The 11,873-nt window shown below is 41.0% G+C and carries 8 protein-coding genes; 6 read left to right on the top strand and 2 right to left on the bottom strand.

Translation table 11 applies throughout. The annotated features are described in order from the left end of the window. Positions 1–259 precede the first annotated feature (259 nt). On the top strand, positions 260–1,585 hold the full coding sequence (locus CYLST_RS27190) for a hemolysin family protein (RefSeq protein ID WP_015210953.1): 1,326 nt from the start codon (positions 260–262) through the stop codon (positions 1,583–1,585). Positions 1,586–1,722: 137 nt separating this feature from the next. On the opposite strand, the gene CYLST_RS27185 is transcribed toward CYLST_RS27190, so the two are convergent. Then, positions 1,723–2,904 (bottom strand): aldo/keto reductase, encoded by a 1,182-nt coding sequence (locus CYLST_RS27185; protein WP_015210952.1) that lies wholly within the window; start codon positions 2,902–2,904, stop codon positions 1,723–1,725. 238 nt (positions 2,905–3,142) lie between these two features. Between CYLST_RS27185 and CYLST_RS27180 the strand changes: the two genes are divergently transcribed. Then, positions 3,143–3,370 (top strand): hypothetical protein, encoded by a 228-nt coding sequence (locus CYLST_RS27180; protein ID WP_015210951.1) that lies wholly within the window; start codon positions 3,143–3,145, stop codon positions 3,368–3,370. Between the two features lie 18 nt (positions 3,371–3,388). After that, positions 3,389–4,945: a tetratricopeptide repeat protein gene (locus CYLST_RS27175; protein ID WP_015210950.1), complete on the top strand. Its 1,557-nt coding sequence runs from the start codon at positions 3,389–3,391 to the stop codon at positions 4,943–4,945. Between the two features lie 90 nt (positions 4,946–5,035). Here the strand turns inward: CYLST_RS27175 and rpiA are convergent, their stop codons facing one another. Continuing rightward, positions 5,036–5,746: a ribose-5-phosphate isomerase RpiA gene (gene rpiA / locus CYLST_RS27170; protein WP_015210949.1), complete on the bottom strand. Its 711-nt coding sequence runs from the start codon at positions 5,744–5,746 to the stop codon at positions 5,036–5,038. Positions 5,747–6,172: 426 nt separating this feature from the next. Between rpiA and CYLST_RS27165 the strand changes: the two genes are divergently transcribed. From CYLST_RS27165 to CYLST_RS27155, 3 genes are read left to right on the top strand one after another with little or no spacing between them, the layout of a single operon-like run. Further along, positions 6,173–7,621, top strand: coding sequence for a hypothetical protein (locus CYLST_RS27165; protein WP_015210948.1), 1,449 nt, complete (start codon positions 6,173–6,175; stop codon positions 7,619–7,621). 5 nt (positions 7,622–7,626) lie between these two features. After that, positions 7,627–10,524 carry a HEAT repeat domain-containing protein gene (locus tag CYLST_RS32550; protein ID WP_015210947.1) on the top strand — a complete coding sequence of 966 codons (2,898 nt, stop codon included), beginning with the start codon at positions 7,627–7,629 and terminating at the stop codon, positions 10,522–10,524. Then, on the top strand, positions 10,509–11,837 hold the full coding sequence (locus CYLST_RS27155) for an ATP-binding protein (RefSeq protein ID WP_015210946.1): 1,329 nt from the start codon (positions 10,509–10,511) through the stop codon (positions 11,835–11,837). Before CYLST_RS32550 ends, CYLST_RS27155 begins: the two co-directional genes overlap by 16 nt. Positions 11,838–11,873 lie beyond the last annotated feature (36 nt).

Below are 11,873 nucleotides of genomic sequence, written 5' to 3'. Positions count from 1 at the left end.
GTTAACAGCCTAAATTAAAATTCCAGCAGACTATCTACCTGGCAGATGGCCACAATATCGTGACCACCACCAAAAAAAACCAGATTCTAGATTTATTGAGCGAATTATCTCTGTTCTGACTTTACGGGGAGAACGAGGTTTACCCCTGAAGCAGCGAAAGTCAATACTTTATGTACAGTCAAAGCATTTATAGAATCACCTTTAATACTAGATACTAGGGTTTAAGCTACATTCGCTCTCGATAGCGGCAATTCTAAACATGTCCTCCATCACTTTTGAAATTTTAATCATTTTGGTGCTAATTATTGCCAATGGTGTCTTCTCCATGTCGGAGATGGCAATAGTCTCGGCGCGGAAGGTCAGGCTACAACAGCTAGCCAACCAAGGAGACCCAAAAGCACGGGCGGCATTAAAACTAGCTGAGTCGCCAAATCATTTTTTGTCCATTGTGCAAGTGGGAATTACACTGATCAACATCCTCAACGGTGTTTTCGGTGGAGCTACCATTGCTAAAAGGCTGGCAGAGTTTGTCCGGCTAGTCCCTTTTTTAGCGAGTTACAGCGAACCAATCGCTTTTGGGGTAGTGGTTTTGCTGATCACCTATTTTTCGCTGATTGTCGGCGAACTCGTACCAAAGCGACTGGCATTAAACAACCCAGAACGGACTGCGGCACTTGTCGCTATTCCCATGCGAGCTTTGGTAGCGCTTGCTTCCCCAGTGGTATATTTATTAGGTGCTTCTACAGACCTAGTGCTGCGAATGTTGGGTATTACAGCCTCTACCGAGCCGCAAGTGACTGAAGAAGAAATTAAAATCTTAATTGAGCAAGGCACTGAAGCGGGAACCTTTGAGGAAGCCGAACAGGATATGGTGGAACGAGTCTTTCGTTTAGGCGATCGCCCTGTGAGTGCCTTTATGACACCTCGACCGGATATTGTCTGGCTGGACTTGGAAGATCCACCTGAAGAAAACCGCCAGAAAATGGTTGAAAGTGCCTATTCTCGCTATCCAGTTTGTCAGGAGGGTCTTGACAATGTGTTGGGCATTATCCCCGTCACGGACTTGTTAGCGCGGAGTTTTCGAGGGGATTCCCTTGACTTGACTATGGGATTACGACAGCCTGTATTTGTACCCGAAAGTACCCGTGGGTTGAAAGTTTTGGAGTTATTCAAGCAAACTATCACCCACATGGCCCTGGTAGTTGATGAATACGGCGTCATTCAAGGATTAGTCACTCTTAATGACATCATGAGCGAAATCGTCGGTGATGTTCCGGCTGGCCCTGGACAGGATGAACCACAAGCTGTACAACGGGAAGATGGTTCCTGGCTTCTGGATGGAATGTTACCTGTAGAACAGTTCTTAGAACTTTTCGGCATGGAGGAGTGGGAATCTGAGGAACGGGGAAGCTATCAAACCTTAGGCGGTTTTGTGATTACCCATTTAGGACGTATCCCCGCCGCTGCCGATCATTTTGAATGGCAGGAGATGCGTTTTGAAGTTATGGATATGGATGGCAACCGTGTTGATAAGGTGCTAGTTGTGCCTAGGGTTAATCAATCGGTAGATGTTGGTAATAGGTAATGGGTAATGGGTGATTGGTAATAGGTAATAGGTAATAGGTAATAGGTAATAGGTGATTGGTAATAGGTAATAGGTAATAGGTAATAGGTAATAGGTAATTGAGTTCTGTTACCTATTAGCCATTACCCATTAGCCAATTAACTTTGAGATAACCGTTTCACTTCTGCACCTGCTAACATTTGATGGGCTTTTGCCAGCATTTTGGGGATTTTATCAGCTTGGGGACTGTGGGCGAGACATTGCCGCAGGTCTAGTTCGTCTAGCTTATCTGCTTTGTTGCCAGGAAACCAATCACTGCCATTACCCAGCAGGTTGTAGCGCATTTTGCCGTAATCAACCATATCGTAAGCGATCGCTAAATTTAACAGCCATAAAATTACCCGAATGTTTACCTGGCCTGGTGTTTGTTCCCAGGTGGGTAAATTAGTTTGCCAAGTTTTTACCCAATCTGATCCCAAAGTAGCGATCGCTTCTGACTCTAACCGTGCCAAAATCGGGGGTAAGATTTCCCCAGCTTGCTCCAGCAATGCTAAAGTTTTCACGTGTTCATCAAAATCTTCTGGTTTTGCTGCCCCTACACTCAGAGTATGTACCTCTGGATGACTCAAGCAAAACAAATCATTAAACACCATCGGACTTAAAGGGGCACAAAGATTAACTAACTTTTGCGGTGGTTCATATAACAAACCTCCTTTATTCGATGGGCTAATAATAAACACCCCCATATCGTGGCGTTTAGCGGCTTCAATCGCTGCCCAATTCCATTGATTAATGTAGTACCAATGCAAGTTAACGTAATCGAATTGATTAGTATTAATCGCCTGCACAATCGTATCTGTTGCCCCGTGGGTAGAAAAGCCAATAAATCTAACTTTTCCTTCCGCTTGTAGCTGCTGTGCCACGTCCAAACAGCCACCGGGACGGATGCTGTATTCTAAAGATTCAGCAGTATTGATTCCGTGTATTCCCAGCAAATCAACATAATCTAGCTGGAGATACGCCAGTGATTGTTTAAATGTCCGCCGAAATTGTTTCGCATCTGCCACAGGCCCGACTTTAGTCTGAACAATTAACTTCTCACGGGGAAACTTGGGCAGTATTCTCCCCAACTGCATTTCTGATGTTCCATAACCACGGGCAGTTTCGATATGATTAATCCCTAGATCAACTGCCCGGCGAATAGTCGCTTCTAAATTTTCCTGCTGTGCTGCCGGAATATCCTTTTGGGAAACATCCTGCCATTTGAACTGATATCTCATGCCGCCGCAGGAAAAGACTGGCATTTGTAATTCTGTGCGTCCAAATCGTCTATATAGCATCAGTATATGTTGGATTCCTTGCCAAGATAAAATTTAAAATTGATAGCCTTTAAAGACTCCAGTGTCAAAATCATCTCCTTTATTCAATCTATGACACCAGCAACATTCCTGCTCAAATCGATTAGGTCTTTTAGTTAATTAGACAGCAACTTGTGTTTTTGTCTCACGGACTAAATATCACATTTTAGCGGGGAAAAGCAAGTATTTTTGTTAATTTACTCTATCTATGGAAGTATTTATGCCAGCAAATTTCACCACTCAGCCAACCGCCAACTCCTTGCCTGTAAACTCCAAGAGTCTGACTGATACATCTGTTAACATTTTCATCGGATTTTGCCTGATCATGCCCATTATTATATTTTTAGGGTTTAATACATATAAAAAATACCGTGCTGCTGTTCGCCGTCAAGAAATTGCTACTTTAGAGAAACAGTGGCTTTTAGACATTAAAAAGAAAAATGTTTGAAAAACTGGAATTTTGAGAATGAAATACTTATTTTTAGTAGTGGTGCTTGTATTATCCTTAATTGTGCCAAGAGAGGCGATTGCTCAAACAAAACAGCCCTATACCTTAATATCTGGACTCGGTACACATCAGCATCAAGTTTCTACCCGTAATCCAGAAGCGCAAAAGTTTTTTGATCAGGGGCTAAATTTGATTTACGCCTTTAACCATGATGAAGCGGTGCGTTCCTTTAAACAAGCTGCCGAACTTGATCCGCATTTGGCGATCGCATTTTGGGGTATTGCCCTTGGTGTAGGCGCAAATATAAACTTAGATATCGACCCTGACCGAGAAGAAGTCGCTTATCAAGCGGTACAGCAAGCTTTAGCACTTTCTCCCCAAGCATCAGTCCCAGAACAAGACTACATTACCGCTCTAGCAAAGCGTTACTCTCACAATCCCCATGCAGATTTGCATCAACTGGCGGTAAACTATGCTAAGGCGATGCAAAACCTCGTCCAGCGCTATCCTCAAGACTTAGATGCAGCAACACTTTACGCTGAAAGCCTGATGGATTTGCATCCTTGGGATCTTTGGAGTCATGATGGCCAACCACAGGCAGATACAGCAGAGATTATTGCTGTTTTAGAATCGGTAATTGAACGCGATCCCAACCATCCTGGAGCCAATCATTACTATATCCACGCAGTTGAAGCTTCACTTTCTCCAGAACGTGCCCTCAAAAGTGCTCAACGACTAGAAACTCTAGTACCAGCAGCAGGACACTTGGTGCATATGCCTTCCCATATTTATTTTCGTGTGGGAGATTATCAGAGGGCGATGGCAGCAAATCAGCAAGCGATCGCGCAAGACGAAACTTATTTCCAAACAAATCATGTCGTCGAGGGCATTTATCCCTTGATGTACTATAACCACAATATCCATTTTCTTGTGATCGCCAGCGCTATGGCAGGCAGACATGAGGAGGCACTTCAAGCCGCAGATAAGTTGGTGGCAAATGCTACGCCCCTTATCCCCGTTTTACCAATGATTGAAAGCTTCCTCAGCACCAAAACTTTGATTCAGGTGTACTTTGGTGATTGGGATGATATCTTAAAGACTTCTGTTCCCGATGCCAAATTAGTGACTACCAAACCACTCTGGCATTTTGCTCACGGGATGGCGAACGCCGCTACAGGTAAAATTGAAGAGGCAAAAGGCGATCGCAATACATTACTAGAGTGCCAAAAAACAATTCCTGTCACATCAATCATTGGCTTAAGTCCGGCAAATCAAATTCTCGACATTGCCGCCAACTTGTTACAGGCTAAAATTGCTACAGCCGAGCAAAATTATGACTCTGCCATTAAATTTTTAGAAACAGCCGTATCACAAGAAGATGCCCTCAATTATATCGAACCTCCAGCTTGGTATATTCCCACAAGGTTCGCTTTGGGTGATGTGCTGTTAGCTAAGGGTGACTATACAGCCGCTGAAAAAGTCTTTCGTGCAGATTTACAAAAATATCCCCATAACCGACCTTCTCTACTTGGCTTACAAGCAACTTTGCAAGCACAACTTGTACAAGCCGAATAGACATCTGGCAGAAACCTTGTAGAGACGTTGCATCCAACGTCTCTACATTCTTTTTTACTGAAGCTGAGGATATTTTCTCAAACCCTAATTTTACAGTTGTCTGACCACCGGTTGACCATCGATAACTTCGCCAATCAAAACTAAATCAACGCAATTAACGAAGATACCATTTTCAAGAACACCGGGAATATTATTCAGTGTTTTTTCGAGGTTAACGGGGTCATCAATAGAATCAAATCTAACATCCAAGACAAAGTTGCCTTGATCAGTGATGACTGGGCCAGCTTTTTTCACACCCATACGGAGTTCTGGTTTACCGCCGAGTTTTTTGATAGCATTAGTTACGGGTGCGATCGCCATTGGGATAACTTCTACCGGCACAGCAAAGCTAGAACCCAAGCGTTCCACCAACTTACCGCTATCCACCACCACAATAAATTGCTCTGCTAGATAATCTACAACTTTTTCCCGCGTATGTGCCGCACCACCGCCTTTAATCAAGTTTTTGTGGGGGTCAACCTCATCCGCGCCATCAATAGCAATATCGATATGGTCAATGGCGTCTAAAGTGGTGAGAGGTACGCCATACTCTTTCGCTAGCACTTCCGACTGAAACGAAGTCGGGACGCCGATTATATCTTTAAGTTCACCAGATTTGAGACGTTCTCCCAAAAACTGAATCGTGTACGCCGTCGTTGACCCCGTACCCAAACCAACTATCGAGCCTGATTTTACCAAAGCGGCGGCGGCTCTGCCAACTTCTTGCTTCATCAACTTCACGGGATCTGCTGCTGCGGTCATTCCCAAAACTCCTAAAAAATCAACTAAATCGAAGGCACTATCACAGCCGAATATACTACATTCGCACCAGCGAAAAAGTCCCTCATGCCAAATTCCTCTTGATTTCGGCGAAATAACCCTATTTTTTATACACAAAATATCCGTAAATAGACTAAAATCAAAACAAAAATATATGCAGTTCTCAGTTAAATGAATTACATCTTGGAACCACTCCCCCAACCCCCTCCACAAAACAGCCTAAGGTGTACACACAATTTATCCAATTACCCAAAAATATTCCTCACCCCTCCCTAACACACATCCCTCTCCTTACGAAGGAGAGGGACAGGTTTTGCTACGCAAAACCAGGGTGAGGTCAACCCGTGCGACACAAAACGGAGAAACCCTATAACTTTAAGTTTTCTGCAACTTGTTATTAAAAGCAATATGGGAAAAGTAAATAGACAATTTTTTATCTGGTCTTTCTCCGGATTAATCATAACATCAGCAATTTGGCTCGTTGTCGGTAACTTGATTGCTGCACAACAAGAGCAAAAAATTGACGCAGCAAAAGAACAGTTTAGAAAACAATTCCCTAATACAGAAGCTAATAACTCAGCCTTAAAGCTAGAAGAATTAACCGCTAAATTAGGCGTTCCTATAAATCCAGGTTTAAAAACAACACCTACTCGTTATCTTCATAGTTATGGATATGAAGCAAAAGCAAAACAATTTCAGGATATTCAGAAAGAATTAGGTGATTACTTAGATGCTCAGTTAGGAAAACCAACTGATGAAATAGATATTCCACCGGAAAAATTGCGGAAATATCTCTCATCTAATGCAAGTTTGTTAGAAGCAGTTCAAAATCACGTCCTCAATAGTGAATTACCTCAATGGGAAATTGAGGATATTAGTAATCTCACTGTTGAAGATGCTTTACCTAGTTTTTTAGTTTTCGCCAATTTCCAAAGATTGCTTACTCTAAATATTTTAGAAAAAACTCGTTTAGGACAAAATAAGGAAGCTTTAAATAGTCTAGAAGTCTCATGGAAACTAAATCAATTTCTTGTTAAAAGACCTGAATTTATTGCTCAACTTGTTGCTATTATCATAGCTAGACAAGCAACATCAGTAATGCGGAAAATGTCGAACCTACCTACTGTTTGGCAATCACGCATTGAACGGGTTGCTAAGTATCATCTCCCCCAATCTTTTTTGACACCTTTTGTAATCGAAGCATTCTTTTTTAGCAATACAGCAAGAACAATTCCTGTGAGTAATTTTAAAGAAATACTTGACTACCAGAAGCGGGCATCTCCTGCCTTTCTTTTACGACTACCAGAACTATTAACTACTCTGATATACGGGCTTCAGGGCTACTCTGATTATTATCCTGATATACCTGATTCTATTGATTTATCAGTATTAAATCCACTCTATAAACCATACTTTCGGCTAGCAGGTGTTGACTCTTGGGAGAAAATGAACCAAACAGTCCGTGAATTACCCAAAGAATATCTTTGCTCATTTGAACCAGAAGAGTTTGCTAAAAACTATAAAATTGCACCTGCATCGTGGAATTTAGTAGATACATCATTGGTATCTCAATGGCGAAAAGTGATTAAAATTGCAGTACAAATGGAACTAACCCAAAAAATTCTCCGAATTAAAGAAATTGCTAACAAGCAAGGTAATTGGCCTCAGCAAATTCCGGGAATTGAAACTTCTGCAATATGTAAAGACGCTAAATGGATTTATCAGGTTTCTGAAAATGGCACAATGTCTATTTCCTTGAGTAAAGAATTTGATTGGTTGCAAGAAAAACCAGAAGATAGTAATTATATCCCTCTTAACTATAGTGCCAAATATAAAAGAAACTTGAATTTAAAATAAAAATTATGAATCAGCACAAAAGACAAAAATTATTTCCATTCCTCAAGTTTATAAGCTTGGGACTTTCATTGTCTTTGCTGATAACTCCTACTGGCTGTACACAAAACCCGATAAAAGAAGAAATTTCTACTTACACTCAACAATTAAGCGACAAAAACGACCAAGAACGCTGGAATGCAGCTATGGCTTTAGGGAGAATTGGCCCCGAAGCAGAAAGCGCAATTCCTAAACTTATCGAAACACTCAAAGATGAGAATCCCTTAGTGCGGATGAGTGCAGTTACGGCTTTAGGAAAAATTGGTTTAAAAGCTCAAATTGCAATTCCTGATCTAATCGCTAGATTACAAGATCAAGATGAAGATGTCAGACAAGAAGCAGCTACAGCTTTAAATAGGATTGGTTCACCTGCTGTTTCTCCGCTAATTACTACCTTAAAAGATAATAATATAGATGTTCGGTTAAATGCAATTTTGGCTTTAGGTAAAATAGGTGTAGATGCAAAAGCAGCAGTTCCCGCTTTAATGGACGCGCTGAAAGATAATAATCCCACAATTCAATACAAAGTAATTGCAGCATTAGGACAAATTGGCCCAGAAGCACAAGCAGCAGTTCCAGTTTTAACAACTAAACTCAATGATCCAAATTGGCAAGTACGCGCAAATACAGTTCATGCTTTGGGTAACATTGGTACTCAGGCAAAATCAGCGGTTCCTGTGCTGCTAAACTTACTTAAAGATGAAGATGCAGTAGTTCGTCAAAGAACAACTTTTGCTCTAGGTAAAATTGGTGCTGTTCCTCTACTTGTGGAAGCATTAAAAAATGATAATGAAGCGGTTCGTCAAGGTGCAACTTATGCTCTAGCTGAAATGGGATTACCAGTTGTTCCTAATCTCAAAGAACCGCTGAAAAGTGATAACCAGTTTGTCCGTCAAGGGTCTATTTCTGCGCTGGGTATAATTAGTAAAAGTCTTCAGGATAAAGCAGTCAAACTATCCACAACAGATTTAGACCAAGCTATATCAAATTTAGCTCAAGCCGTATCAGTTTTGCAGCCTACTCAAAAAGAACTTCTAAAAGCTAGTAGATTTGAAGCAAAAGATATAGAACCTATTACTCAGACATTGAATGCACTCAAAGACCAACAAAGAGTTCGCGGTCTTGATTTAACTCTCAATGTTGTTTTTTGGATATTTATTTTATTTTCATCAACTGGAGTTTCACTTATTTGGCTACGTCCAGTATTTTTCTTGCGGTTCACGAGAGCAATAGTAACAGCTAGACAAGAGCAAGAAATTTTAAATCAGGTGTTAGCATCTGCACAACTCTTTTTAGAACAAACAGGAGCAAAAGTCAGCCGCGAAGGTAAGCGGGGATTAAAGATTGTATCAATATCAGGACGTCTCGAAGCTTATTCCCCCTTACCTGTTTTACTAGCAATTGATCAACCTCATGACCAAGATGTAACTGAGTTAGTGCAGTATGCTGAAAGGCTAGCAAATAATCGCCAAAAACGTGCCGGGATATTACTTTATCGAGAAACACCAGATACCATATTTCGGGTGCGGATGGCTGAGGTGCGCTTGTCTGAGCATTTTGTCCTGATTCCCATCCCCTTAGCAGCAGTAGAACAGGTGGTGGTGGATAGTGCGGCTTGTACAGGGTTGCTGGCTGAATATTGCGATCGCTATTTACCTGGTGCAGACTTATTTGATGATCGTAATGCTATTGGGGATACTCTTTCATTTTTTGGTCGAGGGAAACTGCTGCATCGTCTAGAAGAAGAATTACTCAGAAAACAAGGAGTTGGACTCTTTGGACTCCGCAAATCAGGAAAAACCTCGATTTTGCTACAGTTGGGTTTTTCTTTGCGACACCACCCAGTTGTACATATTGACCTACAACCTTATGGTGGTAAACCGCGCTATGGTGCAGAATTTTTCAATGAAATACTCCAAAAACTTTCTTTGCTGCTAAAAAACCGTGAAGCGTCCCAAAAGTTGCAGTTTACACCATTTAGCCGTGACCTGCCAGCCACAGATTTAACTACAGAATTCATCCAACGTATCAGCCAACTAACTGAAGTATTGACCAAAGCTGGTTATGAACCACCGATTATTTGTTTTTTAGATGAAATAGAACGGATTCTGCCTACTCCGACAGATCCTCCCGAAAAAGTAGAAGAATTTAACGCCTGTTTTGGAGTATTGCGATCGCTTAGTCAAGAACAGCGACAGCTTGGGTTTCTCATTGCCGATGTTCATCCTGATTGTAACCGGATTAATCAATGGCAGCAAACAGGAGTACCCACAAACCCAGTTTTTAGCTTTTTTAAAGAAGTGTTTCTTGCTCCCTTTTCAGCAGAAGAAACAACAACTATGCTCACTGATATTAGTCGGTTAATGGGTCGAGCATTTGACCAGGAGACTTTAACTGCTATTCATCAAGAAAGCGGTGGTCATCCATTTATAGCCAGACAACTTGCCAGTCTTCTTTGCGCTAAAGTGTCAGAAGTTGAAAATGGTTTAATTTCTTGGTCAGATGCACAGCGTTACATCAAAAAACCTTTTGCTTATTCTAGCATTTTGAAAGACTATTTCGGGCAAAATATTTGGGCAGATTTACAGAAACGCAACTTTGCATCAGCAATGGCTGTTCTGCGAGTGCTGGCTTGTAAACCAGAATTAGCTAATGGCATGAACCAAGAAGAATTACAGGCATTTGTGGGTAAAATGTTTACTGAAAGTCAGTGTTTAGATGCTCTACTTTGGTTAGAAATGGTGGGATTAGTGGTTAGAGTAGAACAAGAAAACAATGATTATTATTACAGCAAAGTGCCGATGCTGTCTCGTTGGTTGCAATTGGAAATAGGAGAGGAGGAAATTAAAAAATGGCAGATTCACTAGAGCAGCGTCCCTTTGATAATTTTCGAGTCGCAATTACAGATCTTCCTTACTTTTTTGGACGAAATGAATTGCTGGAAAAAGTTAAACGTTCGCCTTTTCAAGTTCGTATTCTCCTAGGTGGACGCCGCATCGGCAAAACCTCTCTTCTCCGCGCCATTGAGTGGAACTTACTAAATCTCAATACTCACTCAAATCAAGGTTCAGATATCAACAACAATTCCGAATGGCTAGAAAAGTTATTTCCTACATTTTATAAAATATTTAAACATCAAGCCAAAGCATCTAATAATACTCAAGAAACCTCAGTTAGAGATATTATTCCAGCTTTTCCAGTTTTTATTAGTTTACAGGTAGAACAACCCAAGGATTTAGATAGTTTCAGATATTTACTAATTGCTCGTCTACGGGAGGCAATTAATCGTTGGCGGCAGATACCGGGAGCAGACTTACGGCAGATGTACCAACAGTTTCTCCGTCAAGTAGTGGGAGGTGAAGTAACTGTTAGCTTCCTGACAGCAATCAATGTAAAGTTAAACGTTAATAATCCTGACCATGAGCGAAAATTAAACCATGAAGATTTTCGCAAAGCTTTACTAAAGACAATTAAGGAACTTCAAGAATTGCACTTTGAAGGCGTTTGTTTTCTTTTGGATGGGTCAGAGTTTATTGTTAGCCAAGCTTGGGCAAATGATGCTTGGAGTTATCTTAGAGGTTTAAAAGATACTGACACGGCTCTGAAACCTTTTATCGGATTATTATTATCTGGATACCGAAATTTAAAAGATTACCAACAAGCTGTAGGTTCACCGCTACTAAATATAGCTGAAGTTGGTTGGTTAACAACCTTGGATACTTTAGAAATCCGCGAACTAATTCTTCAAAGAAGTCAATCTGAGGAGATACCTTTAACTGAAGAACAAATTCAACTAGTCATCGAATGGGCAGGTGGGCATCCTTATTTAACTCAGCAAATGCTCAACATGATTTTTGATGATTTTCGCAACAATAAATCCCGTTCTTTAGAAAACATAAAACTTGAGCTTTTACGTCAACATGACCGCGATTTTTCAGCTTGGTGGAACAATCCTCAACGCTCCTATAGCTTTGGTGAGCATGAACGAAAAGTGTATCATGCTTTGATTCACAATCATCAGGGCAGTGTTGAAACTTTAGTTCAGCAAACCCGTCTTAGTTATAGTGAAGTGGCAGATTCCTTAGATGTGCTTACAGGAACTGGTATAGTTTTGAGAAAAAATGATGAGCTTTATACAATTGGGTCGCTGATTTTTGCTGACTGGGTTGCACAACAGTAACCATGATAAGTCATCCATTAAAATCGCGGTCGCTCG

The sequence above is a fragment of the Cylindrospermum stagnale PCC 7417 genome, assembly GCF_000317535.1.
Classification (GTDB): domain Bacteria; phylum Cyanobacteriota; class Cyanobacteriia; order Cyanobacteriales; family Nostocaceae; genus Cylindrospermum; species Cylindrospermum stagnale.
The sequence above is the reverse complement of the archived record's forward strand: the minus strand, read 5'-3'. Positions and strand labels throughout refer to the sequence as shown.